Genomic DNA, 26,438 nt, shown 5'->3' with positions numbered 1-26,438 from the left:
GCTCACTCGTTCACTACTGCAACGGCAAACCCGTCCCATCCCTTCGAACCCACGGTTTGAATGGCGGTGCCGTCGAGTTTCGGCTCGGCCGCGATCATCTCCAACACCGCTCGACTCGCTTTGACGCGCTCGTCGTCGATATCCGGGTTGGACACGTGTCCCCCACGCACCACGTTGTCCACGATGATGACGGTTCCGGGATGCGAAAGGGCCAACGCCCACCGCACGTACTCGGTGTTGTTCTCCTTGTCGGCGTCGATGAAGACCAAGTCGAAAGGTCCTAACTCTTCCTTCGCGATCGACGGGAGGCTGTCGAGCGCCGCCCCGACGCGGACGTCGACACGGTCAGCCAAGCCGGCGCGCTCGATATTCGCCCGAGCGACATCCGCATGGGTGGGATCGAATTCCAGCGTGATGACCTGGCCCGAGGGGCCGACCGCGCGAGCGAGCCAGATCGTGCTGTATCCGCCGAGCGTTCCGATCTCGAGAACATTGCGCGCCAGGCACATTCGCGCCAGAAGATTGAGGAGCTTGCCCTGGTTCGGCGCCACGTCGATGGGCGGGAGACCGGCCTCGGAGTTGGCGGCGAGTGCCGCGTCGAGAACCGGATCTTCACCTACCAACGTGGAGACAAGGTAACCGTCGACTTCTGCCCAATCCGGTTCGCGTTCCATAGCCACGATTGTGGCAGAAAAGAAGGGCCGCCGCAGACACCTCGGAAGGTGGCTGCGGCGGCCCAGACGACTATTCGAATCAGCCGCGAACTGCGCTGATGATCTCCTCGATCGCCGAGTCGGCGTCGATCTCACGGCTCTCGCCAGTGAAGCGGTCGCGAATTTCGACCTTGCCGTCGGCCCAACCACGGCCGACGACAACGATCAGCGGAACGCCGATCAGCTCGGAGTCCTTGAACTTCACGCCCGGCGATGCCTTGCGGTCGTCGAGGATCACTTCGAGTCCCGCGCGGTCGAGCTGCGCGGCGAGGCCTTCGGCGCCTTCGCGAGCGGTCTCGTCCTTGTTCGCAATGACGAGGTAAACGTCGGCCGGTGAGACCTCAGCGGGCCAACGCAGACCCTTCTCGTCATGGTGCTGCTCGGCAATGACGGCCACCAGACGCGAGACGCCGACGCCGTACGAACCCATGGTCGGGCGGACGGGCTTGCCGTTCTCGGCGAGGACGTCGACGGTGAAGACGTCGGTGTACTTGCGGCCGAGTTGGAAGACGTGCCCGATCTCGATACCGCGAGCCGAGACCAGCGTGCCGGCTCCATCCGGAGAGGCGTCACCGTCACGAACCTCGGCGGCTTCGATGGTTCCGTCGGGGGTGAAGTCCCGACCGGCAACGAGGCCGACCAGGTGCTTGCCGTCTTCGTCGGCGCCGGTGATCCAGCTGGTGCCGTCGACGACACGCGGGTCGACAAGGTAGCGAACGCCGTTGGCCTGCAGCGCCTTCGGGCCGATATAACCCTTGGCCAGGAACGGGTTGTTCTTGAAGTCGGTCTCGGTGATCATCACGAACTCGGCCGGCTCGAGCGAAGCTTCGAGGCGCTTTTCGTCGACCTCACGGTCGCCGGGGATGCCGATACCGAGCAGTTCCCACTCGCCGCCGGGCAGGCGGGTCTTGACCATGATGTTCTTGAGTGTGTCGGCGGCGGTGACGGTACGGCCGAGATCAGCGCCGTTCGCCCAGTCCACCAGGGTGTCGATGGTGGGTGTGTTCGCGGTGTCGTACACCTTGGCTTCGGGCAGCCCGTCGAACGGAATCGAATCGGGAACAACAGTCTTGACGGCCTCGACGTTGGCGGCGTAGCCGGATTCGAGGCAGCGCACGTAGGTGTCTTCGCCGATCTCGCTCTCGGCAAGGAACTCCTCGGACGCGCTGCCGCCCATCGCACCGGAGGTCGCCGAGACGATGACGTACTTGACGCCCAGACGCGTGAAGATCTTCTCGTAGGCACCGCGATGCGCCTGGTACGACTCCGTCAGGCCTTCGTCGGTCAGGTCGAAGGAGTAGGAATCCTTCATGAGGAACTCGCGGCCACGCAGAATGCCGGCACGCGGACGCTCTTCGTCGCGGTACTTGGTCTGCACCTGGTACAGGGTGACCGGGAAGTCCTTGTAGGAGTTGTACTCACCCTTGACCGTCAGAGCAAAGAGCTCCTCGTGGGTCGGGCCGAGCATGTAGTCGTTGCCCTTGCGGTCCTTGAGGCGGAACAGGTTGGGGCCGTACTCGGTCCAGCGGTTCGACGCTTCGTAGGGATCGCGCGGGAGCAGCGCAGGCAGCAGGATTTCCTGTCCGCCAATTGCATTCATTTCTTCACGGACGACACGCTCTACCTCGCGCAGCACCCGCAATCCCAGCGGCAACCACGAGTAGACGCCTGGAGCGATACGACGCACGTAGCCGGCACGAACCAGCAGTTTGTGGCTGGCAACTTCGGCGTCCGAGGGATCGTCACGCAGGGTACGCAGGAACAGGTGGGACAGACGGGTAATCACGAGGTGTAAGGATAGTCGCCGCAGTCGGCCGAGCGGGCCTCGGTACGGTTACAGCGTGCTTGTACTGCTGCCTCCCTCAGAAACCAAGTCCGACGGCGGCAAGGATGCGCCCCTCGATCTGGCCGAACTGTCGATGCCCCAGTTGACCGAAACGCGCGAATTGCTGGTTCAGACGCTGGTCGATCTGGCCGCTGACGTCGAGGCGTCGTGCGAAGCGCTCGGGCTCGGCCCGACGCAAGCAGACGAAGTGGAGCGCAATGCCAAGCTGTGGGTGTCCGCGACGCGGCCCGCACTACAGCGCTACACCGGCGTGCTCTTCGACGCCCTCGACGCAAAGTCGTTCACCCGCGCCCAGAAGGCGAAGGCGCTCGATCGGATCGCCATTGGTTCCGCTCTGTTCGGTGCTGTCCGCGCAGGAGATCTGATCCCCGCCTACCGCCTCTCTGGCGGGTCCAAGCTGCCGGGGATGGGGACGCTGCGCTCGCTGTGGAAGCCGGAGCTGCCGAAGGCCCTGGCCGCCGAAGCCGACGGCCTTGTCATCGATCTACGGTCCGGCACCTACCAAGACCTCGGACCGGTTCCGGACGCCTTGATCGCAACGGTCCTCACCGAGAAGCCGGACGGCACCCGCACTATCGTCAGTCACTTCAACAAGCACCACAAAGGTCTGCTCGCCCGTGCGCTGGTGGTCTCGCGTGCCGAACCGACCGACATCAAGGGTGTTGCGCGGGTGGCGTCGAAGGCGGGCTTGCGCGTCGAAATCGCGTCGGAGCGTGAATTGATCATCCTGACGGATTGATGGCTTCGTCTGTCAAGTGCCACAGAAGGTTTGGAATGTTTCGCTGAAAGACTGCGGAGCCGCCTCGGTGTAGTCAGCCCACTCGTCGCGTCGGTCGAATGGATGCGTGACAACCTCCAGCAGCTTCTCGAATGGAGCGAGGTCGCCGTCGGTCGCGGCGCGCAGGGCAGCGTCGAGCCGATGATTACGCGGAATGTACAGCGGGTTGACGCGATCCATCGCGCTCGCGGTCTCCGCGGCCCCGTGTCCGTTTTCGGTCAGGGCTCCCTGCCACCGCTGCAACCAGGGCGCGATGTGCTCCCGTGGCACGAGGTTGTCGAGAGGCACCGAATTTCCGCGCAATTCGTCGGCGAGAGCGCGGAAACTGCCCGTCCAATCAGCACCGTGTTCCGCCAACAACGTCAGCAGATCGTCGACGAGCGCCCGATCGACAAACGGCTGGGCCAGACCCAGCTTTGCCGCGAGACCGGCCGCGTAGTGACCCTCGTAGCGCTCGTCGAAGGTCTCGAGAACTGCTGACGCCGCGGAAATTGCTTCGTCGGGTGTGGAATCGATCAGTGGCAACAGTGTTTCTGCCAAGCGCGCCAGATTCCACTTCAGTACAGCGGGCTGATTGCCGAACGCATAGCGGCCCCCGTGGTCGATCGAGCTGAACACTGCCGCCGGATCGAATGCGTCGAGGAAGGCGCACGGACCGTAATCGATGGTCTCTCCCGAAATTGTCGTGTTGTCGGTGTTCATGACCCCGTGCACGAAACCGATGAGCATCCACCTCGCCACCAGTGACGCCTGCGCCTCGACGACCGCCTCGAGGAACCTCAGATAGCGATTGTGTGTACCCGTTGACGGAAGTTCGGTCAGCTCCGGGTAGTGCCGGGCGATCGCGTAGTCGGTGAGCGGCTGCAAGACCTCGCCCTGCCGGGCCGCGAACTCGAAGGTCCCAACGCGTAGGTGACTCGACGCGATCCGTGCAAGCACGGCACCGGGTTCTGCGCCGTTGCGGCGAACGTTTCGGCCCGTCGCCACGACAGACAGCGCGCGTGTAGTGGGGACACCGAGGGCATACATCGCCTCACTGACCAGATATTCGCGCAGCATCGGCCCGACAACCGCATACCCGTCGCCGCCCCGAGAGAACGGTGTGCGCCCGGAGCCTTTCAGATGCAAGTCCACTCGCTGCCCGGCACTACTGACGAGTTCGCCGAGTAACAACGCCCGACCGTCCCCGAGAATTGGTGCATACCCACCGAACTGATGACCCGCATACGCCATCGCCACCGGTGTGGCCCCGACCGGCACCGTCGACCCGGACAGGACGCCGATCCCGTCCAAACTTCGCAGCGCTGCTACGTCCAATCTCAACGACGCAGCCAGCTGCTCGTTCATCACGAGCAACTGCGGGTCAGGGGCGGCAGCACCTTGCCACGGCACCGTCAGAGCGCCGAGTTCGTCGGCGAACGTGCTCTCGAGGCCGGCCACGATGGTGACCGTGTCTGCTGTGGATTCCTGGAATGCGGCCATCACACGAGAGTAGTCACCGTGCGACAACCTATCGATCAGCCCTGATCGATGTACGACTCGAGCTGATCGCGTTCGCTCTTGAGCTCGTCGATGCGGCTCTTCACCACGTCACCGATACTGACGATGCCGAGGAGGTTGCCGTCCTCGATCACCGGCAGATGCCGGATTCGACGCTCGGTCATGATCGCGGCAATGCTGTCCACTGCGTCTGCCGGAACACACGTGTACATCAGAGCGGTCATGACCTCGGAAACCTGGATCCCGAGAAGGTCCGGGCCACGCTCGTGCAGGCGTCGAACGACATCGCGTTCGGAGATGATGCCGACCACCGCGTCGTCGTCGACCACCACCATGGCTCCGATGTTGTGGCGGGCAAGATCGCACAGCAGCCCGTTGACCGTCGTGTGGGCGTCGATCGTGACGATGCTGTTGCCCTTGTTTCGCAATATGTCCGCGATCCGCATCACGGCACCCCGATCCGTCGAGACTCTCGGCACGTCCTGCAACGATCGTATCGGCTAGCGAAGCGGAAAAACAGGACTGATCAGGCGATTCCCTGAGCTGCCTTCTCCGCAGCCTGAGCCTGGGCTACCTGAGAAGGTGTGAACCTGATGCACAGCGCCGCGATACCGGCGAACACGGCGCAGACCGCGCAGCCCACAAGTGCGAAGGTGTACCCCTCTCCGAGTGCGATCAATTGCGCCGGATTCATGTCCGCTGCCTTGCCCGAAGTGCCGCCGAGCGAGAGCGTCTTGGACGTCGCCATTGCACCGATCACCGACAGCGCCAATGGTCCACCGAGCGTCTGGGCAACTTGGGAGATTGCGGTCAGCGGGCCGATCTCGGTCTCCGGGACACCGGCGATCGCGCACAGTGGCAAGGGCACCATCGCGAGGCCGATACCGAATCCGATCCCGATCACGGGCACGAACAAGTTGGCCAGGTAGGTGGAGTCGGAATCGAGAGTAGAGCCGTAGAGGAGTCCGACGATCATGATCACGACGCCGGTGAGGACCAGCCAGCGGGGTTGAACCTTCACGGCGAGCTTGGAAGCAACCGACGCGGCGGCGCCCAATCCGAACGCGAACGGAATGAACGCGATACCGGCACGCAACGGCGAATACTGCATGATGTCCTGCACGAACAGTGCGACGAAGGCCGTCATGCTGAACATCGCGCCACCGACGAAGAAGATGGCGAGGAACGTCGCGACACGGTTGCGATCGGCGAACAACGAGAAGGGCAAGAGCGGGTTGTCCGCAGTTCGCTCGACAAAGAGGAAGGCGGCGAGGGCGACCAATCCGGCCGCCAATGCACCGATGACGGCGATGCTCCCCCATCCCATTTCCGGGCCTTCGGTGAGAGCAAAAACAACACCGGTACACCCGAGGGTCGCGAGGATCGCGCCGGGGACATCCAAAGCCAGACGCGTCTGATTCGTCTCGCGAAGGGCGCGGAACGCCATGCCGACGAGCGCGATGCCGATCGGGACGTTGATGAGGAAGATCAGACGCCACGACACCTCGGTCAATGCGCCGCCGATGATCAGACCGGCGATCGATCCGACGCCCGTCATGGCGGCAAAAATCGCGATGGCCTGATTACGAGCCGGACCCGCGGCGAAAGTCGTGGCAACAAGGGCGAAGGCAGTGGGCGACGCCACGGCTGCGCCGACACCTTGAAGCGCCCGCGCTGCGATCAACATGCCCTCGTTCAGGGCGAGACCACAGAGCAACGACGCCACCGTGAACAGCGAGACTCCCGCGATGAACATCTTCTTGCGCCCGTACGCGTCACCGAGGCGACCACCGAGGAGCATGAGCCCACCGAACGCAAGCGCGTACGAGGTCAACACCCAGTTGCGACCACTGTCGCTCAGCCCGAGGTCGGCCTGCAATGGCGCCAGCGCGAGGTTCGCGACGGTGCCGTCGAGCACCACCATCATCTGCAAACCACTCAGGACGATGATGGCGAGCCCGATGACTCGAGTCGCTACCGGGGCATTCGCCGAAGCGGTTTCAGATGTTGGGGAATCAGACACAAGACTTCACGTTACCCAGCGTCGACGGAAAAGCCCGCGACCGGCCCGATCACGATGATCGCCGGAGGCTTGATCTCCTCGTCCTTGACGCGCTGAGCAACGGTCGCCAGATCGGCCCGAAGTTCACGCTGGGTGCGCAGAGTGCCCTCTTGGATCACGGTGACCGGCGTGGTTGACGGGCGTCCACCGTCGACGAGTGCCTTCGCGAACTGATCGATGCGCTCGACCGCCATGAGCAGCACGATCGTGCCGCGCAACTTGGCCAGTGCCGACCAGTCGACCAGCGAATCCGGATGATCCGGAGCCACGTGCCCACTGACGACGACGAACTCGTGGGTGACGCCGCGGTGGGTGACCGGGATGCCTGCGGCCGACGGGACCGAGATCGCGCTCGTGATTCCGGGCACTACGGTCACCGGAACGCCGGCAGCGGCACACGCTTCGAGTTCTTCGTATCCCCGTCCGAAGACGTACGGGTCCCCGCCCTTGAGGCGGACCACGAACTTGCCTGCCTTCGCGTTGTCGATCAGCGCGGCGTTGATGGCCTCCTGAGCCATGGCACGGCCGTACGGGATCTTCGCGGCGTCGATCACCTCTACGTCCGGACCCAGTTCGGCGAGCAACTCCGGCGGAGCCAATCGGTCGGCCACGACGACGTCGGCGCGGGCGAGCAAACGGCGTCCGCGCACGGTGATCAGATCGGGATCACCGGGGCCACCACCGACGAGAGCAACACCCGCAGCGGCAGGCTCGGCCGTATCGGCGAGCACGCCCGACTGAAGACCTTCGACAACGGCGGTGCGGACTGCTGCCGAACGACGGTGATCGCCGCCCGCCAGAATTCCGATGCTCATACCGTCGTACTCGGCGCTGGCGGGAGTGACGGCGGTGCCGTGCTTCGCGTTGTCGGCGCGCACGCAGAAGATGTGGCGACGCTCCGCTTCGGCGACGATCGCCGCATTGGTTTCCGGCTCGTCGGTCGAGGCGATGGCGTACCACGCACCTTCGAGGTCGCCGTCGGCGTACGGACGCTCTTCGACCGTGATCTGACCGGCAGTGGCCATACCTTCGACGGCTGGAGTGAACGCGCGACTGATGACGTGAACGCGGGCACCAGAGGCGACCAGCAGTCCGAGTCGGCGCTGAGCCACAGTGCCGCCACCGAACACGACCACGCGTCGATCGGTCAGGTTGAGGCCGACCAGGTAGTTGGTCTCGTCTGCGGTGGACTCGCTCACTCGCACTCCGTTTCGTTGTCAGAATTGGTCAAGCTGGAGGGAACTTTACGGGCCGCGGCCACGGTCACTCCATCCCTGGCAGTCTTGGCCAGCACAAGTCGGCCGCCCCCGGACGCAAGGATCGCAGCCGCTTCCGCGACGCTTGCCGTTCCGACGGCGTTCTCGACGCGAGGCGATGGTGACGGAACTTGAACTCGCGCAAGTACGTCCGGGGCGAAACTCACAATCGGGACGTTCAGTTCATGGGCCGCTGTCAGAAGAGCCGAAGACTCAGCTTTTGCCGCCACAGTGGCGAGTACCACGATCTTCCCTTGCGCCGCGGGCACAGCCTTCACCGCAGCGACGATGTCCTTCGCGGTGACACTCGTCGTGAATCCCACGCCGATACAGAGGTCATCCCCGTGCGGCATCGACGAACTTCGCGATCGATTCGGGCTGCCCCACCGGATGAGTGTGGAGATACGACGCGTGGACGCCGCCGCGAACAAATCCTTCGCGGACACTGCCGCCGTCCCAGGGCCTCCACCCCCACGCACTTCCGCAACCGTCCGCGTCTGCCGAGACGAGAGACGTTCGGTGGAACTCGTGACCGGTGACGCGGGAGCCTGCTTCGAAGAGGCTGGAGTCGCTGATCGCCACTGCTTCGCGGTACCCGAGGGTCAGGCGTTTCCCGAACGTCGCATCCACCCCGACAACACCGGCCATGCTGTGACCGTCCAAGCTGCGAGCGAGGTAGAGCAGACCGGCACACTCGGCGTGGATCGGTGCGCCGCCGTCCGCCAGGTCACGAACCTGCTGCAGCAGAACGGTATTGGCCGCGAGGTCCACCGCATGCTCTTCCGGGAACCCGCCAGGAAGGACAAGAGCGGCAGTTCCCGCAGGAAGCTCGTCCCGCAACGGGTCGAACACCTGCACGTCCGCGCCGGCGGCGGTCAACAGCTCCCGGTGCTCGGCATAGCCGAAGGTGAAGGCAGGGCCGCCCGCCATGGCAACCACAGGCCGAGACTCTGCGTGTGCGCCGACCTCGGCAACCGGATCCCATGCAGCTGCACTCACGTTCGAGGCGGCCAGTGCGCGAACAGCACCCAGATCGACGTGCGAGGCAATCAAATCGGACATCGCGTCCACTGCGGCCACAGCGGCGGCGCCGTGCTCGGCCGCCGGAATCAGGCCGAGGTGCCGGGAGGGAACTTCGAGTTCCGTCAACCGTGGCACAACTCCGAGCACTGCGACGCCGACCTTGTCGCACGCATGACGCAACACCTGCTCGTGACGAGCGCTCCCGACGCGATTGAGAATGACGCCGCCGATGCGCACACCTGCGTCGTAGGTCGCGAAGCCGTGGAGTACGGCGGCCAGACTCTGACTGTGCCCACGGGCGTCGATCACGAGGACTACCGGCGAACCGAGGATCGACGCGACCTGCGCCGTCGATCCCTCCGCCGACGGCTGCGAGTTTGCCTCGTCGATCTTCCCGTCGAACAGACCCATGACGCCTTCGACCACGGCGATGTCGCAACCAGCGGTTCCATGCCGGTAGAGCGGTCCGATGCGATCCGGGCCCACCAGAATAGTGTCGAGGTTGCGTCCGGGCCGCCCTGCCGCGAGTCCGTGATAACCCGGGTCGATGTAGTCCGGCCCCACCTTGAAGGGTGCAACGCTGCTACCGGACCGTCGCAGCGCGCCGATCAATCCCGTTGCCACCGTAGTCTTTCCGCTACCCGAGGCAGGAGCAGCGATCACCACGGCCGGAGTGGAAGGACTTACCATTCGATGCCCCGTTGGCCCTTTCGGCCGGCATCCATCGGGTGCTTGATCTTGGTCATCTCGGTCACGAGGTCGGCGGCGTCGATCAACGCCTGCGGGGCGTCGCGTCCCGTGATGACAACGTGCTGGTTGCCCGGACGATCGCGCAGTGTCTGCACGACCTCGTCGACGTCGACCCAGCCCCACTTGAGCGGATAGGTGAACTCGTCGAGGACATAGAATCGATGTTCCTCGCTCGCAAGCCTTCTCGCGATCTCCTGCCAACCCTCCGCAGCGGCAGCAGCATGATCTTCCTCGCTACCGGCCTTGCGTGTCCATGACCAACCTTCGCCCATCTTGTGCCACTGCACCGGCCCACCGACGCCGGTTTCGTCGTGCAGGTTTCCGAGCGCGCGGAACGCGGCTTCCTCTCCGACCTTCCACTTGGCACTCTTCACGAACTGGAACACGCCGATGTCGAACCCCTGATTCCAGGCACGCAGCGCCATGCCGAAAGCGGCGGTGGACTTACCCTTTCCCGGGCCGGTGTGCACGGCAAGTACCGGCGCGTTACGACGCTGACGCGTGGTCAGACCGTCGTCGGGAACTGTCTCGGGAACACCCTTGGGCATCGTGAACTCCTGAGCTGGGATCTAGGCTGCGGCGCGGACGACACCCGCGACCTGCTGCGCTGACAATTCGGCGAGGCGGACGTATCCGCCACGTAGTTCTCGCGCCAACTCGGCCGCCAGCCCCAGACGCACGAGGCCGGTCTCGCAGTCGACGACGATGGACGCGACGGACGCGTCGGCGAGAAGATGCGCGGCGACGCGGGCGCGGTGCAGCGCGTCCTTGCCGCCGGTAGCCCGGCCGTCGGTGAGTGTGACGACGAGGGCGCGACGCTGCGGGTCACGAAGTCGTTCACGCAGAACCACTTCGCGAGCACGCAGGAATCCCTCTGCGAGTGGGGATTTGCCGCCGGTACGCATCGACTGCAAGCGACGGACAGCGATGTCCACCGAAGATGTCGGCGGCAGTACGAGCTCCGCTTCACGACCACGGACGGTGATGACGGCGACCTTGTCGCGGCGCTGATAGGCGTCGCGGAGCAACGAGACAACCGCACCGGTGACCGCGGAGAGGCGGTCGCGTGCTGCCATCGACCCCGACGCGTCGACAACGAAGACGATCAGATTGCCTTCTCGCCCTTCACGTATCGCGCCGCGGAGATCAGCGGGTGCCAGCCGCAACCGTCCAGCAGTGCGACCACGGGCAACTTGAGACTCGGCTGCGGCAAAGACCGTGCTCGTCAGATGCAATCCGTGCCCACGCTCCCGCGTGGACCGCACAACTCGTCCACGGGACGACATGGACCGCGAGCGTCGTCCCGGTGCACCTTCACCGACTCCCGGAACTTCGAGGAGCTTGGCCTTGAATTCGCCGGCCGGTGGAGCCGAGGGACGATCGGTGGCGCGCACTCCCCCACCAGGTCCGTCAGGGTCGTCCGGGCCGTCGTCGTCAGGCCCGTCGTCGTCCGGCCCTTCGTCTCCGGGACCGCCGTCATCGGAGCCGCCATCTTCCGGGCCACGGTCTTCGTGATTTTCGGGAGGTTCGGGCTCTCCGTCGCGCGCGTCGTCCTCTACCTGCGACTGAGCATCCTGATCGGCCTGCTCGAGCGCATCGTCCAACTGCTGCTGATCCAAGCCGGGCTCGTCGAACGGATCGCGGCGGCGGCGATGCGGCAGCGTCAGTTCCGCCGCTACTCGCACGTCCTCCGCAGTGACTTCACTGTCGCCACGCCAGGCAGCGTGGGCCGTCGCGGTGCGCGCCAGCACCAAGTCCGCGCGCATACCGTCGACGTCGAACGACGCACACAGCGAGGCGATACGACGCAGTTCGCGGTTGCTCAGCTCGACCGAGTCCAATTTCTCACGCGCCGTGAGGATTTCGGACGCCAACTCCTCATCGGCGGATACGTACCGAGCGACAAATGCCTCGGGGTCACGCTCGTAGTCGAGTCGGCGACGCACCACTTCCATGCGAATGTCGACGTCGCGGGAAGCGGCGACGTCGACAGCCAGACCGAAACGGTCCAGAAGTTGCGGACGCAGTTCTCCCTCTTCGGGATTCATCGTGCCGACGAGTACGAACTTGGCCGGATGCGAATGGGAGATGCCGTCACGCTCGATGTGAACCCGGCCCATCGCCGCGGCGTCGAGAAGCACGTCGACCAGGTGGTCGTGAAGCAGATTCACCTCGTCGACGTACAGAACACCCTGGTGAGCGGCGGCGAGCAGTCCAGGTTGGAATGCGCGCTCACCGTCACGCAGAACCTTCTCCAGGTCGATCGAACCGATCACCCGGTCTTCGGTGGCGCCCACGGGCAGTTCGACCAAGCGGGCCGGTCGTGTCGTTCCGGCGTCGTCGACCGCGGGCAGCAGCGCAGTCAGCGCGCGCACGACCGTCGACTTGGCAGTTCCCTTCTCACCGCGGACCAAGACCCCGCCGATCCCTGGATGCACCGCACACAGGATCAGCGCCAATCGCAATTGATCCTGGCCGACCACAGCACTGAACGGGAAGCCCGCCACTGGTCGATCTTCTTCACTTCGCACGTCGATATCCCTCCACCTCTCGGTTTCCTCGCCGAGAATTTGGCTGCACTCGAATGTCGCGGCAACCTGGCTGAGATCTCCCGGTTTATCGGTAGAGGAGAGATCTTTCACAGTGGCGGGACCGCGCCTGGATCGAACAGGACTTCCCCGCGAACATTCGGTATCGAAAAAACCCTAGTCGGCTCGCTTTCCCACGAGCCGACCAGGGTCAATTCTCCGACAAACTAGCTGACGGCCACGAAAGGCTCTCCCCCACCACGACGCATCGGGGTGTGCGGGATGCCGTCTTCGATGAACTCTTCGCCGTCAGCCTTGAATCCGTGCTTGGCGTACATCTCGACCAAGTAGGTCTGGGCGTTGATCCGACACGGCGCTTCGCCGACCTCGGCCAGTGCGGCCTGCAGGAGGCGGGTCGTGTGGCCCTGGCCGCGAGCCTGACGCGACGTGCACAGGCGTCCGATTCGGAAGCTCTTGTTTCCGTCGTCGTGCTCTTCGAGCAGCCGGAGCGTGCACACCACCTGGCCGTCCTGCTCGAGCCAGAAGTGGCGTGTTTCCGTCAGCAGGTCCCGCCCGTCCAACTCGGGATACGGGCAAGCCTGCTCGACGACAAAGACCTCCACTCGAAGCTTCAACAACTCGTAGAACGTCTTGTTGTCGAGATCGAGTGCCCATGAACGCTTCAAAGCTGCTGTTGCCGTCATGGGTTGGACTATCACACAGTCGCGGCGGTATCCGCGACCGGAGCCGATTCGGAAGCACCGGCGGAATCGAGCTCGAGAACCTTCGAGGACCAATCCCAGACCTGGTTGAACAGGCCTTCGTTGTCGGTGAGCTTGACGCCGATGGACGGAACCATCTCGCGGAGCTTGCCCTTCCAACCCTGGAACTCGGTCGGGAAGCAGCGCTCGAGTACGTCCAGCATCGCCGGGACGGCCGTGGACGCACCGGGCGAAGCACCGAGCAGACCGGCGATGGAACCGTCCTCAGCGGCGACCACAGCGGTACCGAATTCGAGGACACCACCCTTGCCCTTGGCACGGCGGATCACCTGGACGCGCTGGCCCGCGGTGATGAGTTCCCAGTCCTGGGCCTGCGCCTTGGGCGCGAACTCACGCAGATCCCAGATGCGACCGGCTTCGTTCTTGGCAAGCTCGCTGACCAGGTACTTGACCAGGCCGAGCTCGCTGACACCGACACCGAGCATCGAGAGGATGTTGTTCGGCTTGACCGAGCCGGGCAGGTCGGTGACGCGACCCTGCTTGAGGAACTTCGGCGACCAACCAGCGTAGGGACCGAACAGCAGACCCGGCTTGTTGCCGATGACACGGGTGTCCAGGTGAGGCACCGACATGGGCGGGGCGCCGACGGCAGCCTTGCCGTAGACCTTGGCACTGTGCTGGTCGATGAGCTCGGGGTTGGTGCATCGCAGGAAGGCGCCGCTGACCGGGAAGCCACCGAAGCCCTTGGCTTCCTTGATGCCGGACTTCTGCAGCAGGTGCAGGGCGCCGCCACCGGCACCGACGAACACGAAGCGCGAGCGAACGGTGCGCTTTTCACCGGTACGACGGTTGGTGACCTTGACGGTCCAGGACTTGTCCGAGTTCTGGGTCAGGTTGGTGACCTCGTGGCCGAAGTACATCTTGCCGCCGGTCTTGCCGATGTAGCCGATGAGCTGCTTGGTGAGCGCTCCGAAATCGACGTCGGTGCCGTCCTGGCTCCAGTTCAGGGCGATGGGATCGGAGAAGTCGCGTCCCTTGGCCATGAGCGGCAAACGCTTGCTGAACTCGGCCGGATCGTCGATGTACTCCATACCGCGGAAGAGCGTGTGGCCGGCAAGTGCGTCGTAACGAGCACGGAGGTACTTGGCGTTGGCCTCACCGTGAACGAAGCTCACGTGCGCGATGGGGTTGATGAATTCCTTGGGCTGTGTCAGGACGCCCTGCTCTACCGCGTGTGCCCAGAACTGGCGTGACACCTGGAACTGCTCGTTGACGTTGACGGCCTTCTTGATGTCGACCGTGCCGTCCGAGTTCTCAGGTGTGTAATTGAGTTCACACAGGGCTGAGTGACCGGTTCCCGCGTTGTTCCAGGGGTCGCTGCTCTCGGCCGCGACGGCATCGAGCCGCTCGAAGGTCGAGATCGACCAATCGGGCTGCAGCTGGCGCAGCAATGCACCCAGCGTGGCGCTCATGATGCCTGCGCCCACGAGCACTACATCCGTCTTCGTCTCTACCGCGTTCTGATTCGACACTGGAGAATCGACTTCCTTGTCATTAGCCGTGCGCGCATCCGCCTGCTGTGTTACGCCAAATAGGTTACCCGTGCGTACACGCGCGGTTCACCACCCCCAATTGTGCTCTACAACGCGCACTCGAAACGACGATTAGATTGTGATTTGTGACTACTTGGGTTCCAGACGTCCTCGGTGACGGATATCAGCAGCTGACGATCCCGCTCGGAACGGATCCGGACGGCGAAGGCGAGGTGGACGCAACACTGGTCCGCTACCAACCGCAGAAGGAGGCGGTGAAGACACACCGTGCCGTTTTGTACGTGCACGGTTTCACCGATTACTTCTTCCAGAAGCACCTCGCCGAGCACTTTGCCGAGCAGGGTTACGCCTTCTTCGCACTCGACCTGCGTAAGTGCGGCCGCTCCCTCAAACCGGGGCACACAGCTCATTACGTCTCCGACCTTGCGCTCTACGACGCCGAACTGAACGAAGCGTTGCGCATCGTCCGCAGCGAGACCGAGGGCAGCGAGGTGCTGCTCATGGCGCACTCCACCGGCGGTCTGATCGTTCCGCTCTGGCTGAACCGTTTGCAGCGCAAGCCCGGTGGCAGCGACGGCGCCGGAATCTGCGGGCTGGTACTCAACAGCCCCTGGTTCGACCTTCAGGGTCCCTCAGTGGTGCGCAACGTCGGTACTACGGCGATCGATGCGCTCGGACGGGTATCGGCGAAGACGGTGATCCCGGGAACTGGGCTACCGACTTACGGTTCCAGTCTTCATGTTTCGGCCAACGGCGTCTGGGATTACAACCTCGACTGGAAGCCACTGGCAGGCTGCCCCGTTACCTTCGGCTGGATGCGGGCCGTCCGAGCGGGTCACGCAAAACTTCACCGCGGCCTAGACATCGGAGTGCCCGCGCTGATTCTGCGCTCGAAGAAGTCGCAGTTCGCGAAGGCGTACAACCCGAGCGTCGACCTCGCCGATTCCGTGCTCGACGTCAAGCAGATCGCACGTTGGGCCGGTTGCCTCGGCGATCGCACCACCATCGTCCCGATCGACGGCGCCCGTCACGACGTGTTCCTTTCGACCGAGAAGCCCTTGGCCACAGCCTTTTCCGAACTCGACCTGTGGTTGGAGTGGCTCGACGGCCACCTCACCCCGGCCGCAGAAAGTTCGGCAAGCACAGCAAGCAACACACAGGAGATCGCGCAGTGACGCACTACGACCTTGCAATCATCGGCAGCGGATCCGGAAACTCGCTGCCCGACGAGCGGTTCGACGGCAAGAAGATCGCAATCCTCGAAGAGGGCACCTTCGGCGGAACGTGCCTCAATGTCGGGTGTATCCCGACCAAGATGTTCGTCTACGCCGCCGAGGTGGCACGCACCGTCACCACTGCCGAGAAGTACGGCGTCGACGCCACGCTCGACGGCGTTCGTTGGTCCGACATCGTCAAGCGCGTCTTCGGCCGCATCGATCCCATTTCTGCAGGTGGTGAGCGGTACCGCAGCGAAGACAGTCCCAACACCACCGTCTACCGCGGCCACGCCACGTTCACCGGCGACAAGACGATCGACACCGGAACCGGCGAGACGATCACCGCTGACCAGGTGGTCATCGCAGCCGGTTCGCGTCCGATCATCCCGAACGAGATCGCGTCGAGTGGTGTGAAGTACTACACCAACGAAGACATCATGCGACTGCCCGAACTTCCCGAGCACCTCGTGATCGTCGGCTCTGGATTCATCGCCACCGAGTTCGCACACGTGTTCTCCGCGTTGGGTTCTCGCGTGTCGATCATCGGTCGCAGCCAGCGACTGCTGCGGCACCTCGACGACGAGATCTCCGAGCGCTTCACCGAGTTGGCCGAACAGAAGTGGGACGTCCATCTGGGCTCCCCCCTCACGTCGGTAGGCGGCGACGGCGACAACATCGCCGTCGAACTGGCAAACGGCACAGTCGTTTCCGGTGACGTTCTCCTCGTCGCGGTCGGTCGTCAGCCGAACGGTGACCTACTCGGTCTCGACAAGGCCGGCGTCGAACTCGACGACAAGGGCTCGATCGTGGTCGACGAATACCAACGCACCACCGCCGAGGGCGTCTTCGCACTCGGTGACGTCTCCTCGCCGTACCAGCTCAAGCACGTCGCCAACCATGAAGCGCGCGTTGTTCAACACAACCTGCTCCAGGACGCGTGGAAGGACACGTCCGGGCTTCGCAGCACCGATCACCGCTTCGTGCCGGCAGCCGTGTTCACCGACCCGCAGATCGCCGACGTCGGAATGACGGAGAAGCAGGCTCGCGACGCCGGACTCGACATCACGGTCAAGGTGCAGGCTTACGGCGACGTCGCGTACGGCTGGGCGATGGAGGATCAGGAGGGCATCTGCAAGGTGATCGCCGAGCGCGGCACCGGACGCATCCTCGGTGCCCACGTCATGGGCACTCAGGCTCCGACCGTCATCCAGCCGCTCATTCAGGCGATGAGCTTCGGTTTGTCGGCTCAGGACATGGCGCGTGGCCAGTACTGGATCCACCCGGCCCTGGCCGAAGTGGTCGAGAACGCGTTGCTCGGCCTCGACATCTGAGCCCCGCCGCCCCAACGACGCCGAAAAGGCGGGCACTCCTCGCAATGGGAATGCCCGCCTTTTCGTAGGTCAGAGTTTCACCAGGGGCTGGTACGCAGCACGATCTCGGTTGCGAGTTCGGCCGGTGCCGACTTGACGACGTCGTCGACACCCGGAAGTTCCGTCACGCGGAAGTCGGAGTACACGAAACGACCGCTGGCGTCGGCGATGGCCCGACCTCCACTGCCCACGACTACGGTGGTCGGAACCTCGACCGGCGGAACGCCGGCAATATCGCTGGCCGACGGATGTCCACGGTCCACGGCGATCAAACTCGCGAAGCGGCCGAACTGACGTGCAGCCAACAGCCACGCGAGATCGGCGCCCTCCCGGTGACCGACCAGATTCACCCAGGCGATGTTCAACTCGTCCAGCAGTACCACTGCCGAGGTCTCGTCGAGATTCTCGATCGATTCCACCGCGACGGTCCGCAGGTCCGAATGATGCAGTCGCTCACACACATCGTCGTACAAGTCGACGGGGTCGCCCTTGCCGGGAAGCAGGAGTACCGCATGCTTGCTGACCGGCCCGTCGATCCGAACGGTGCACGAACCACTGCCCACCGCTACTCGAGTCAATTCCATGTCTGGAAACGGTACGCGATCCACACTGTGGAGGACCCTGGAGTCGACAGAAGTATGACCACTCATACATTCACGCGCCGCTGCGGGCCCGATTTGTTCGCTCTGTACCGCCTCCACTCGGAGCGAAAGTGGCTTTCGGCGCATCTGAGGCGACGGACGTACCGTTCGCTCGAAAGTGGGGGTGGGCCGAACTCCAGTGGGGCGCGGGTCTAGGTACCGGACGGTTTGGGGAGCCTCGTCATTCCGTAGACGTGATCAGCGCGCACCGTGAGGATCTGTCGACGCTCTGCCACCATCGCTTCGCGGTACTCCTCCCAATCGGGATGCTCCTGACCGCTGATGTCCCGGTACAGCTCGACCAGTGCGTCAGACACTTCGTCGTGAGGATCGGCCGCGACGGGTGTCACCTCGGCAAGTCCTTCGATCACGGCGTAGCTCCAGAAGTCGGGCGCGCTGACGTGAAGGGAAACCCGCGGATCGCGGATCGCATTTTTACTCTTGGCGCGATCAGCTGTGATGGACACGGAAGCCGTCTTCGACTCGACGTCCCAGCGGTAAATGATGTTGGACAACTGTGGGCGGCCGTCACGCTTGACGGTTGCCAACACACCTTGTTTTCCCTCGGCCACGAGTGCGAACAACGCGTCGTCGGTGTCTGTGTCATTGCTCATATCTGCACCAACGACGCCGTGCGGCCGGTTTGTTCCGGAGGCAGTCCAGTTCGAAGATCGCGGACCGCAATCGCGCGATCACTCTTCCCTCGATGGACGACAGCGGACAAAGATGGTCGACATGGCAACTTCTCGCGACATCCTCCGGCTGACTGCGTTCAGTTCGGATCCGGCCGGCGGTAATCCGGCCGGCGTAGTGCTCGACGCGCGTGGACTCGACGACTCCGAATTACAATCTGTTGCAGCCGAAGTCGGGTATGCCGAGACGGCGTTCCTCATCGAACCGGTGCTCGGAGGCAACCCGCGCCACAGCCGGATCCGGTACTTCTCCCCTATCGCCGAAGTACCGTTCTGCGGTCATGCCACTATTGCGACGGCCATCGCTCTCACCGAGCGAGACGGTGAGGGAACCTTCACATTCGAAACACCGATCGGACCGGTATCCATCGACACGGCGACCGACGAGGACGGAAGGTCCACCGCGACCTTCACCAGCGTCGAACCGTCGGTCTCGCCGATCGATCACGCCGTGCTGACAGCGCTGCTCGGGCTCATCGGCGTCGATTCGTCTGCGCTCGACGCGCGGTATCCCGCAATGCTTTCGTACGCCGGCAACACTCACCCGATCGTCGTACTTCGTGATCAGTCGACATTCGACGAGTTCACCTTCGATCCATCCGCAATGCGAATTCTGATGGACGCGCAGGGGTGGGCCGGCACGGTGACGATCCTGCATCCCCTCGACGACAACACCTTCGAAGCCCGAAATCTGTTTCCGGTGGGAAACATCGTCGAGGATCCCGCAACCGGGTCCGCAGCGGCATCGACCGGCGGTTACCTGCGCAAACTCGAACCCGCGGCCACTCCGCGGCGGATCACCATCCACCAGGGCCGACACGTCGGGCGTCCCAGTGTGCTCGAAGTCGACATCCCAGTCGACGGCGGTATCTCGGTCACCGGCACCGCAGTGCCCGTCGTCGACGGGCAATAGTCAACCTCAGCGATGAGTTTCTCCCCGCCGGCGGGTCTATTCACCAGAGCGACGTCACAAGACCATCGCATCGAGCCGGGAGAACACCATGTCTGCAATCACGTCAACCGCACACAACCTCCACGTCACCAAGCCACGTGCCGTACTCGGCGCCACGGTAATTGCTCTCGTCGTAAATCTGATCCTGTGGTTGATCGGCCTCGCATTGGGCGGATCCTTCGAGATGACAGATCAGGGAAAGCCGGCGAGCGTCGCGCCTGGTGGGGTCATCACATTGACGGTGGTGCCACTGCTGGTCGGTTTGTCGGTCGCAATGTTGATCTCACTGAAGTGGGAGCCGATCATCCGCATCGCCCAGATCGTGGGTGCAGTCGTGGCGCTCGGCACCATCGCTTTGACCATTGCCGCGGACTTCGACGCCGCCAGCACGGTCACGCTCGCGCTGATGCACGTGGTTGTCGCCGCGAGCGTGGTCGTCGCGCTCGAGGCCGTACGTCGGTCTCCGTCGAACTAGACCGCGGTGGGCGGCGCGGAATACGTCTCGACAATCTCGGCTGCCACGTCACGCAACTTGGTGTTCGTGGTTTGAGACTGCTTGCGCAGCATGTGAAATGCGGTGTCGGCGTCGATCCGATGGATGGCCATCAGCATGCCTTTGGCCTGTTCTATCGGCGCCCGAGTCTCGAGCGCGCGTTGCAAGGCGTCAGCTACCGCCTTGGCAGATTTGAAACGGGAGAAGTCTCCGATCGCGCGTGAGACTGTTGTCGTGAGAATCTCCATGACTTCCGCGTCGACGCTGTCGAAGGCCGCTGGGGCACGTCCGTACAGGTTGAACGAACCGAGTCGCTGATCCGGCGTGAAGAGCGGCGCCGCGAGAAAGGACTTGATCCCTTCGTCCTTCGCGGCCGCCGCGAACCGCGGCCAGCGTTCCGCGCTGGTCTCGGCATCAACGACTACGGTTTCACCGGTTCGAGCCGCGTGCAGACATGGTCCGTCGCCGGCGTCGTATTGCTCGATGTCGACGCGCAGGGTCCGCGAATCGGTATGAACGGCGGTGTAGGTCTGCCCGGCAAGATCGATGGTGACGCCGATGCTGTCGGCGCCGTCGATGGCGTCGTTCGCGATTTCGACGGCGCGTTGGAGTAGAACCACGAGTTCGTCCTCGTCGCCGATACTTCCCCCGAGCGCTGCCAGCAACTCTCTGACCGCACGTGCCGTCAGCCGAGTTTCCGCAGCCTCGACGGCGACGTCAGCACCAGTTGCCGTCGCATCGTCCGGCAGTACCGACGGCACCGAATCCTCGGTTCTCGGGTCGAAGCCTCTGGGGTCGAAAGCGGTATCCACGACGAAGCATTCTTCCAGTTTCACGGGCACCAAGGAGAGTGAGTTCGGTGACAGAACCCGGCAAACCGGCGAGTCGTCATCGCCATCGATCGAGTGCGACACCGAGATTCCGCCTCGCCCGAGTGTGCTGGCCACGAACCGCGTCCGGACTCAGCTCCAGGACAACAGCGATCTGTGGATACGTCATGCCCTCCACTTCTCGCAAGACCCAGGCAGCACGCTGACGCAGCGGCAGTCGATCGAGTTCGGATTCCAGGGCGTCGAGAAATGCTGTGCCGCAGACTTCTTCGCTCGGATCACGCAAACGGGGATCAGCTTCTTCCCGGAGTTCGTCCATATCGGCGGCGCAGGAGCCGACTTTTCGATAGAAATCCGAGATCTTGCGAGAACAGATCGCGAACAACCAGGTCTTGATGCTCGAGCGCCGCTGAAACCCCGGAAGTTGGCGCCACGCAGCGACGCAGGTTTCCTGGACGATGTCGTCGACGTCACTCTCGCTCACGAGCAGTCGACGGGCAAATCGATACAAGTGCGGGCCGTATCGGCGGACGATGACGTCGAAGGCCGCGTGATCGCCGAGCATTGCCGAGTCGACCAGCACCTCGTCACTGAAGTCGGTCAGCAAGCCGTCGAATTGATCTGTCACCGCGCACACTCCTACTAGGGAGCCGTCGCGGGAGTGAGGCCTGGCTATTCTACCGCGTCCACGTCGACACCCGCGGGAGCGCTCTCAGGCTTCGAGTGCGGAAGCAATGACGGGGAGCCCGATAGGCGCCCCACCGTTGATCAGTTTCTCGAGTAGATCCTGATCGAGGTGCTGCTCGACGAGATCAGCGAGAAGGTCGAGTTGTTGTTCTCGCACCGCGGCAACCGCGGTGTCGGGTGCAGCAACAAAACCGGGAACCGCGAGCTCACGCAGCAGGCTGCGCCGAAAGTCGTCACTTTCCAGGAGACCGTGCCAGTGTGTCCCTCGAACAGGCCCTCGCACACTGCCTTCCGGCATACCGCTCGAGTCCGCCAGCAATGGGCGGTCCCCGTTGCGCACGACGCGTCCGTGATGAATCTCGTACCCGGACACCGAGATACCGTCTGCCGTACCGGTCATCTGCGCCAGCACCTTGTCCGGAGCGAACTCGACATCGAGGTCCAGCAGACCCAGTCCCGCGGTGGTCCCTGATCCTGATTCGACGTCGTCGACGATGGAATTACCCAGCATCTGGTAACCGCCGCAGATTCCCAGGACTGCTTGCCCGCGACCTGCTCGCGCGACGATCTCGTCGGCCAGGCCGGTACTTCGCAACCACTCGAGGTCACTCACGGTGGACTTACTACCGGGGATCACCACGAGGTCCGCGTCGCGAATCCGCGACGGATCGGTCACCCACGAAACTGCCACGCCCGGTTCACATGCCAGTGCCTCGACGTCCGTGGAGTTGGAGATGCGCGGGAGCCGAACCGCAGCAACGGTGAGCCAGGCCGAACCGACGGGTGGGCCCGGGCGCCCTACCGGGGCATTGCCGGTGACGCCAAGCGAATCCTCGGCGTCGAGCCAAAGATCGTCGGCAAACGGGATCACTCCGAGAGTGGGTCGACCGGTGAGGCTGCGCAGTTGTTCCAGTCCGGGTTCCAACAGTGCAACGTCACCGCGGAATTTGTTGATCACAAATCCCGCGATCAATGCCTGGTCGCTCGGCGAGAGCACAGCAACGGTCCCGAACAGATGGGCCAGGACGCCGCCGCGATCGATGTCACCGACGACGACGACCGGAATCCGCGCAGCCTCAGCCAATCCCATGTTGGCAAGATCCGTTGCGCGCAAGTTGATTTCGGCCGGTGAACCGGCGCCTTCACAGATCACGACGTCGAACTCGGATCGAAGCGATTCGAGATCTTCGGCCACGACGGCGCGAAGCCACTGCCGATGCTGCATGTAGTCGCGAGCACCCACTGTGGTCATCGCCTTGCCCCGAACGACCAATTGCGAAGTGCGGTCACTTCCAGGCTTGAGCAGCACCGGATTGAATCGAACACTCGGCTCCAGACCGCATGCACGCGCCTGAAGTGCCTGCGCACGGCCGATCTCTCCGCCGTCCAGCGTGACCACGGAGTTGTTCGACATGTTCTGCGCCTTGAACGGCGCCACTCGGACGCCTCGACGCGCCAACATGCGACACAATCCGGCCACAAGAACGCTCTTGCCCGCATCGGAAGTAGTGCCGGCTACCAGCAGAGCGCCGCGCATCTCCGAACTCAAGGCAGGGTGAGAATCTCTGCACCGGTCTCGGTGACCACCAAGGTGTGCTCGAACTGCGCCGTCCACTTACGGTCCTTGGTGACGACGGTCCAGCCGTCCTCCCAGATCTCGTAGTCGATACCACCGAGGTTGATCATCGGTTCGATCGTGAAGACCATGCCCGGTTCGATGATCGTCTCGACCGCGGGCTCGTCGTAGTGCAGGATCACGAGGCCGTTGTGGAAGGTCTCGCCGATTCCGTGTCCGGTGAAGTCCCGGACGACGCCGTACCCGAACCGATGGGCGTAGGACTCGATGACACGTCCGATCACGTTGAGCGCGCGGCCGGGCTTGACGGCTTTGATGGCCCGCATCGTTGCCTCGTGTGTGCGCTCGACGAGCAAGCGGTTCTCTTCGGACACGTCACCGGCGAGGAATGTCGCATTGGTGTCGCCGTGTACCCCGTTGATGTACGCGGTGACGTCGATATTGACGATGTCGCCGTCCTGGATCACAGTCGAGTCGGGGATTCCGTGGCAGATCACCTCGTTGAGAGACGTGCAGCACGACTTGGGAAAGCTCTTGTAGCCCAACGTCGACGGGTATGCACCGTGGTCGAGCATGAACTCGTGTGCGATGCGGTCGAGTTCGTCGGTCGTGACACCGGGAGCGACAGCCTTGCCGGCTTCCTGCAGCGCGCCTGCAGCGATCTTGCTGGCGATGCGCATCGCCTCGATCGTTTCCGGCGTCTGAACCCAGGGCTCGTTGCCCTCTTTGGCGGTCGGCTTCCACGCGTACTCGGGCCGCTCGATCTTCGAGGGCACAGCGAGGACGGGAGAGACGGTTCCAGGGACCAATGGGGTACGCACAGACATGCAGAACAGCCTAGACCTCGCGTCGCGCGTCAGCCGGATGCACTCCAGTTCCGAAAAACCGGGTCGACGAGAATTCTGACGGGGGTCGACATCGTCTGTCCGAATTCCTCGAAGAGCACATCGCGAGATTCGAAGGTGCCCAGATCGCGGTCGACGAATTCGGAGAAGTCCAAGCAATCACACGAAACAGACTTGCCCCAACTGATCGGAGCGCGTCCGATCGCGTCGAACAGTGTCTCCTCGCCGGTGTTCGTGAACGGTTCGAGCGCTGAGACCACCGCAGGTGAAACGATCTCGGAGATGTCCTGCCAGCGTCCGTCGACCAGAAATTCCGGCCACGCCAGCAGCACTGACTTCGGAATCACCGCATGTAGACGCCGAAATCTCGGGTACCAGAATTCCCCGCGTAGTACGAGACCGCATACTCGGGTGGCGATACCTCGGCGGCGAGCCAACGCTTCGACGATAGCCAGTCTCTGACTGCAGGATCCGCGCTCTCGACTCAATGTCACCGAGACGGGTTGCCGGTCGTCGAGGCCGTACACCGGCCGAATATTTGCAGCGACGCTGCGATGCGCCGACACCAGGAACTCCTGCGCCGACTGGATCGCACCTTCTGCAATGTCCTCGTAGAGGCGGGCCACGTCGTCGTGGCCCCAGTCGAGGATCGGAGTTGCGGCCACATCGCCAACCGACGCGTCGTGGCGGATGTCACCTTTGCGGATTCCACCGAGCAGTACGCACGTCATGTCTCAACCGTAGTGCGCGACCGGAATCGGTGGAGCCTGACAGAATCCCAACCGTGAAGAAATGGCTGTTGTTGATCACCGCGATCCTCACCGAGGTGTCTGCGACGCTGTCGTTGCGCGCCGCCCTCGATCACCCGGCTTGGTACATCGTGGTCGTCGGCGGATATCTCGCAGCATTCACCGCCTTGTCGTTCGTCCTGCGGGAGGGCATGGGACTCGGTGTTGCATACGGAATCTGGGGCGCAACCGGAGTTGTCCTGACCGCAGTATTCGCAACGGCCCTTTTCGGAGATCCTCTGACGGCCACCATGGGCGTCGGGATTGCACTGGTCATCGGCGGAGTGCTGTGCGTCGAACTCGGCTCTCAGGCTGCCGCCGACAGCGGGCCGGCGGACCCAGCATGACCTTCGTATTTCTGATCGCTGCAATTATTTCCGAGGTCACCGCGACGTTGTCACTACGGATGGCGTCGCAGGACGGCAGCGACAAACGATGGCTCGCGGTTGTCACCGTGGGGTATCTCGCCGCTTTCGCCTTCCTGACCCTCGCGCTCGACGCGGGCCTCACCATCGGCGTCGCATACGGAATCTGGACCGCATGTGGAGTGGCGTTGACGGCAATCGCATCCCGCATTCTCTTTCGCGAACCGCTGACCAGGCTCATGATGGTCGGGATCGGCCTCATCGCGGCAGGCGTGCTTCTCATCGAACTCGGTGCGAGTCACTGATCGCTGCACACATCAGTGTAAGGTTTACCTAACTTTGCTCTGGAGGTAGTCCACGGTGCTGATCCCTGCCCTTCGTGAAATCGCCGACGGTCCACAGCTGGACGACGATTCCCACTTACGGGAATCCGACCGCCACACTCCGATGGCGCGCGCCGTCCCGGCGCCGTTCCAACTCACGACGTACATCGTCGAGACCGACCACATCACCCGGTGGCCAGAGCACGCTCACATCGAGCACGAACTGATCTGGTCCGACCGCGGTGTCGTCAACATGATCATCGACAATCAACTCTGGACCGTCACGCCCGGCGTCGGCCTGTGGATCCCCCGCGGGGTCCTCCACGAAGGTCAGGCAAATCCCCACGTCGCATTCCGCGCCACGCTCTTCACCCCCGAGCTGTGGACCCCCGCCTGGAACGAACCGTGCATCGTGACACTGAGTGAGGCAGCCCGGGCACTGCTGATACACCTCGCCCACACCGGAATGCCTACAGAACAACGCCTTCGGGCACAGCAGGTTTGTGTCGATCTCCTCACGCCGGCATCAGCACCTCACTTCGACGTACCGATCCCCCGAGATCCGCGGCTACGGATGCTCGTCGACAAAGTGCTGTCGGATCCCGCCGACGATCGATCACTCGATCAGTGGGCTCACGTTCTCAATCTCAGCCGACGTACGGTCACCCGGATTTTTGCCGCGGAACTCGCCTTGAGCTTTGCGCAGTGGCGCACTCTGGTTCGTATGAGCACGGCCCTCGGCATGCTCGGGACCGGAATGAGTGTGAACGCCGTCAGCCGCCGTGTCGGTTACGGGACGTCGAGTTCCTTCATCGCCGCTTTTCGCAAGACGGTCGGCTACACCCCCGGCAATGCGCTCGCCGCTGTCAACTGACTCGAGCCTGACCTGTTGTCGACATCGGCTGGCCCCTTCGCTACACGCACGCGC

The 26,438-nt window shown here is 63.5% G+C and carries 27 protein-coding genes; 8 read left to right on the top strand and 19 right to left on the bottom strand.

The window, feature by feature from the left end; translation table 11 throughout:
- Positions 1-2 precede the first annotated feature (2 nt).
- Together QM609_RS20775 and QM609_RS20770 are read right to left on the bottom strand one after the other, a co-directional pair.
- Positions 3-674: an O-methyltransferase gene (locus QM609_RS20775; RefSeq protein WP_020969392.1), complete on the bottom strand. Its 672-nt coding sequence runs from the start codon at positions 672-674 to the stop codon at positions 3-5.
- Positions 675-753: 79 nt separating this feature from the next.
- On the bottom strand, positions 754-2,499 hold the full coding sequence (locus tag QM609_RS20770; protein ID WP_076948473.1) for a proline--tRNA ligase: 1,746 nt from the start codon (positions 2,497-2,499) through the stop codon (positions 754-756).
- A gap of 55 nt (positions 2,500-2,554) precedes the next feature.
- Here QM609_RS20770 and yaaA point away from each other — a divergent pair, with 55 nt between their 5' ends.
- Positions 2,555-3,298 (top strand): peroxide stress protein YaaA, encoded by a 744-nt coding sequence (gene yaaA / locus QM609_RS20765; RefSeq protein WP_076948474.1) that lies wholly within the window; start codon positions 2,555-2,557, stop codon positions 3,296-3,298.
- A 12-nt stretch (positions 3,299-3,310) separates the two neighbouring features.
- On the opposite strand, the gene QM609_RS20760 is transcribed toward yaaA, so the two are convergent.
- From QM609_RS20760 to mqo, 10 genes are all read right to left on the bottom strand, one after another.
- Positions 3,311-4,819 (bottom strand): protein adenylyltransferase SelO, encoded by a 1,509-nt coding sequence (locus QM609_RS20760; RefSeq protein ID WP_076948475.1) that lies wholly within the window; start codon positions 4,817-4,819, stop codon positions 3,311-3,313.
- Between the two features lie 35 nt (positions 4,820-4,854).
- Entirely contained in the window at positions 4,855-5,283 is a 429-nt protein-coding gene (locus tag QM609_RS20755) for a CBS domain-containing protein (protein WP_007735005.1), read from the bottom strand.
- Between the two features lie 80 nt (positions 5,284-5,363).
- Positions 5,364-6,860: an MFS transporter gene (locus tag QM609_RS20750; RefSeq protein WP_050656470.1), complete on the bottom strand. Its 1,497-nt coding sequence runs from the start codon at positions 6,858-6,860 to the stop codon at positions 5,364-5,366.
- Between the two features lie 11 nt (positions 6,861-6,871).
- Positions 6,872-8,098: a uroporphyrinogen-III C-methyltransferase gene (gene cobA, locus QM609_RS20745; protein WP_047271356.1), complete on the bottom strand. Its 1,227-nt coding sequence runs from the start codon at positions 8,096-8,098 to the stop codon at positions 6,872-6,874.
- Positions 8,095-8,508 (bottom strand): cobalamin biosynthesis protein, encoded by a 414-nt coding sequence (locus QM609_RS20740; protein WP_037130389.1) that lies wholly within the window; start codon positions 8,506-8,508, stop codon positions 8,095-8,097. The genes cobA and QM609_RS20740 overlap by 4 nt, the downstream gene beginning before the upstream one ends.
- Entirely contained in the window at positions 8,492-9,868 is a 1,377-nt protein-coding gene (locus QM609_RS20735) for a cobyrinic acid a,c-diamide synthase CobB (protein WP_050656471.1), read from the bottom strand. Before QM609_RS20735 ends, QM609_RS20740 begins: the two co-directional genes overlap by 17 nt.
- Positions 9,862-10,476, bottom strand: coding sequence for a cob(I)yrinic acid a,c-diamide adenosyltransferase (gene cobO / locus QM609_RS20730; RefSeq protein WP_003942784.1), 615 nt, complete (start codon positions 10,474-10,476; stop codon positions 9,862-9,864). Before cobO ends, QM609_RS20735 begins: the two co-directional genes overlap by 7 nt.
- Before the next feature lie 21 nt (positions 10,477-10,497).
- On the bottom strand, positions 10,498-12,459 hold the full coding sequence (locus tag QM609_RS20725; protein ID WP_050656494.1) for a magnesium chelatase subunit D family protein: 1,962 nt from the start codon (positions 12,457-12,459) through the stop codon (positions 10,498-10,500).
- Positions 12,460-12,683: 224 nt separating this feature from the next.
- Entirely contained in the window at positions 12,684-13,160 is a 477-nt protein-coding gene (locus tag QM609_RS20720) for a GNAT family N-acetyltransferase (protein ID WP_003942808.1), read from the bottom strand.
- An 11-nt stretch (positions 13,161-13,171) separates the two neighbouring features.
- Positions 13,172-14,710: a malate dehydrogenase (quinone) gene (gene mqo / locus QM609_RS20715; protein ID WP_003942820.1), complete on the bottom strand. Its 1,539-nt coding sequence runs from the start codon at positions 14,708-14,710 to the stop codon at positions 13,172-13,174.
- Positions 14,711-14,856: 146 nt separating this feature from the next.
- On the opposite strand from mqo, the gene QM609_RS20710 reads away from it, so the two are divergent.
- Together QM609_RS20710 and mtr are read left to right on the top strand one after the other, a co-directional pair.
- Positions 14,857-15,906, top strand: a complete 1,050-nt coding sequence (locus QM609_RS20710) for an alpha/beta hydrolase (RefSeq protein WP_003942674.1) — start codon at positions 14,857-14,859, stop codon at positions 15,904-15,906.
- Entirely contained in the window at positions 15,903-17,279 is a 1,377-nt protein-coding gene (gene mtr / locus QM609_RS20705) for a mycothione reductase (protein WP_042450758.1), read from the top strand. The genes QM609_RS20710 and mtr overlap by 4 nt, the downstream gene beginning before the upstream one ends.
- Before the next feature lie 77 nt (positions 17,280-17,356).
- Here the strand turns inward: mtr and QM609_RS20700 are convergent, their stop codons facing one another.
- Positions 17,357-17,902: an alpha/beta fold hydrolase gene (locus QM609_RS20700; protein ID WP_003942671.1), complete on the bottom strand. Its 546-nt coding sequence runs from the start codon at positions 17,900-17,902 to the stop codon at positions 17,357-17,359.
- Between the two features lie 209 nt (positions 17,903-18,111).
- On the bottom strand, positions 18,112-18,573 hold the full coding sequence (locus QM609_RS20695) for a PPOX class F420-dependent oxidoreductase (protein ID WP_030535630.1): 462 nt from the start codon (positions 18,571-18,573) through the stop codon (positions 18,112-18,114).
- A 121-nt stretch (positions 18,574-18,694) separates the two neighbouring features.
- Here QM609_RS20695 and QM609_RS20690 point away from each other — a divergent pair, with 121 nt between their 5' ends.
- Together QM609_RS20690 and QM609_RS20685 are read left to right on the top strand one after the other, a co-directional pair.
- Entirely contained in the window at positions 18,695-19,564 is an 870-nt protein-coding gene (locus tag QM609_RS20690; protein ID WP_228232590.1) for a PhzF family phenazine biosynthesis protein, read from the top strand.
- A gap of 88 nt (positions 19,565-19,652) precedes the next feature.
- Positions 19,653-20,078 (top strand): DUF6069 family protein, encoded by a 426-nt coding sequence (locus QM609_RS20685; protein WP_050656473.1) that lies wholly within the window; start codon positions 19,653-19,655, stop codon positions 20,076-20,078.
- Here QM609_RS20685 and QM609_RS20680 read toward each other — a convergent pair.
- The 5 genes from QM609_RS20680 to QM609_RS20660 form a co-directional block, all read right to left on the bottom strand.
- The gene (locus QM609_RS20680) at positions 20,075-20,908 is read right to left on the bottom strand and encodes a GAF and ANTAR domain-containing protein (RefSeq protein ID WP_030535633.1); all 834 of its coding nucleotides are present in this window, start codon (positions 20,906-20,908) and stop codon (positions 20,075-20,077) included. The two genes, QM609_RS20685 and QM609_RS20680, sit on opposite strands and share 4 nt — an antisense overlap.
- Before the next feature lie 76 nt (positions 20,909-20,984).
- Positions 20,985-21,554, bottom strand: a complete 570-nt coding sequence (locus QM609_RS20675) for an RNA polymerase sigma factor (RefSeq protein WP_050656474.1) — start codon at positions 21,552-21,554, stop codon at positions 20,985-20,987.
- An 84-nt stretch (positions 21,555-21,638) separates the two neighbouring features.
- On the bottom strand, positions 21,639-23,150 hold the full coding sequence (locus tag QM609_RS20670) for a cobyric acid synthase (RefSeq protein WP_030535634.1): 1,512 nt from the start codon (positions 23,148-23,150) through the stop codon (positions 21,639-21,641).
- An 8-nt stretch (positions 23,151-23,158) separates the two neighbouring features.
- Complete coding sequence (gene map / locus QM609_RS20665; protein ID WP_007734970.1) at positions 23,159-24,016, bottom strand: type I methionyl aminopeptidase; 858 nt, start codon at positions 24,014-24,016, stop codon at positions 23,159-23,161.
- 29 nt (positions 24,017-24,045) lie between these two features.
- A complete protein-coding gene (locus QM609_RS20660; RefSeq protein ID WP_050656475.1) occupies positions 24,046-24,765 on the bottom strand; it encodes a transglutaminase domain-containing protein in 720 nt (239 codons plus the stop codon).
- Between the two features lie 53 nt (positions 24,766-24,818).
- Here QM609_RS20660 and QM609_RS20655 point away from each other — a divergent pair, with 53 nt between their 5' ends.
- The 3 genes from QM609_RS20655 to QM609_RS20645 are packed head-to-tail and all read left to right on the top strand — an operon-like array spanning position 24,819 to position 26,384.
- Positions 24,819-25,169 carry a DMT family transporter gene (locus tag QM609_RS20655; RefSeq protein WP_003942817.1) on the top strand — a complete coding sequence of 117 codons (351 nt, stop codon included), beginning with the start codon at positions 24,819-24,821 and terminating at the stop codon, positions 25,167-25,169.
- The gene (locus QM609_RS20650; protein ID WP_003942819.1) at positions 25,166-25,492 is read left to right on the top strand and encodes a DMT family transporter; all 327 of its coding nucleotides are present in this window, start codon (positions 25,166-25,168) and stop codon (positions 25,490-25,492) included. The genes QM609_RS20655 and QM609_RS20650 overlap by 4 nt, the downstream gene beginning before the upstream one ends.
- 55 nt (positions 25,493-25,547) lie before the next feature.
- Positions 25,548-26,384, top strand: coding sequence for a helix-turn-helix transcriptional regulator (locus QM609_RS20645; protein WP_050656476.1), 837 nt, complete (start codon positions 25,548-25,550; stop codon positions 26,382-26,384).
- The last annotated feature ends 54 nt before the right edge of the window (positions 26,385-26,438 follow it).

Source organism: Rhodococcus sp. IEGM 1302 (assembly GCF_030056935.1).
In the GTDB taxonomy this organism is placed as follows: Bacteria; Actinomycetota; Actinomycetes; order Mycobacteriales; family Mycobacteriaceae; genus Rhodococcus_F; species Rhodococcus_F qingshengii.
This window is presented reverse-complemented; position numbering and strand designations above follow the sequence as displayed.

Bases quoted from the DNA above. Each gene is read 5' to 3' on its own strand.
- QM609_RS20775 (WP_020969392.1), bottom strand. From the start codon at position 674: ATGGAACGCGAACCGGATTGGGCAGAAGTCGACGGTTACCTTGTCTCC.
- QM609_RS20760 (WP_076948475.1), bottom strand. From the start codon at position 4,819: ATGGCCGCATTCCAGGAATCCACAGCAGACACGGTCACCATCGTGGCC.
- QM609_RS20755 (WP_007735005.1), bottom strand. From the start codon at position 5,283: ATGCGGATCGCGGACATATTGCGAAACAAGGGCAACAGCATCGTCACG.
- QM609_RS20740 (WP_037130389.1), bottom strand. From the start codon at position 8,508: ATGCCGCACGGGGATGACCTCTGTATCGGCGTGGGATTCACGACGAGT.
- QM609_RS20735 (WP_050656471.1), bottom strand. From the start codon at position 9,868: ATGGTAAGTCCTTCCACTCCGGCCGTGGTGATCGCTGCTCCTGCCTCG.
- cobO (WP_003942784.1), bottom strand. From the start codon at position 10,476: ATGCCCAAGGGTGTTCCCGAGACAGTTCCCGACGACGGTCTGACCACG.
- QM609_RS20720 (WP_003942808.1), bottom strand. From the start codon at position 13,160: ATGACGGCAACAGCAGCTTTGAAGCGTTCATGGGCACTCGATCTCGAC.
- QM609_RS20700 (WP_003942671.1), bottom strand. From the start codon at position 17,902: ATGGAATTGACTCGAGTAGCGGTGGGCAGTGGTTCGTGCACCGTTCGG.
- QM609_RS20695 (WP_030535630.1), bottom strand. From the start codon at position 18,573: ATGAGCAATGACACAGACACCGACGACGCGTTGTTCGCACTCGTGGCC.
- QM609_RS20690 (WP_228232590.1), top strand. From the start codon at position 18,695: ATGGCAACTTCTCGCGACATCCTCCGGCTGACTGCGTTCAGTTCGGAT.
- QM609_RS20685 (WP_050656473.1), top strand. From the start codon at position 19,653: ATGTCTGCAATCACGTCAACCGCACACAACCTCCACGTCACCAAGCCA.
- QM609_RS20670 (WP_030535634.1), bottom strand. From the start codon at position 23,150: ATGCGCGGCGCTCTGCTGGTAGCCGGCACTACTTCCGATGCGGGCAAG.
- map (WP_007734970.1), bottom strand. From the start codon at position 24,016: ATGTCTGTGCGTACCCCATTGGTCCCTGGAACCGTCTCTCCCGTCCTC.
- QM609_RS20660 (WP_050656475.1), bottom strand. From the start codon at position 24,765: ATGACGTGCGTACTGCTCGGTGGAATCCGCAAAGGTGACATCCGCCAC.
- QM609_RS20650 (WP_003942819.1), top strand. From the start codon at position 25,166: ATGACCTTCGTATTTCTGATCGCTGCAATTATTTCCGAGGTCACCGCG.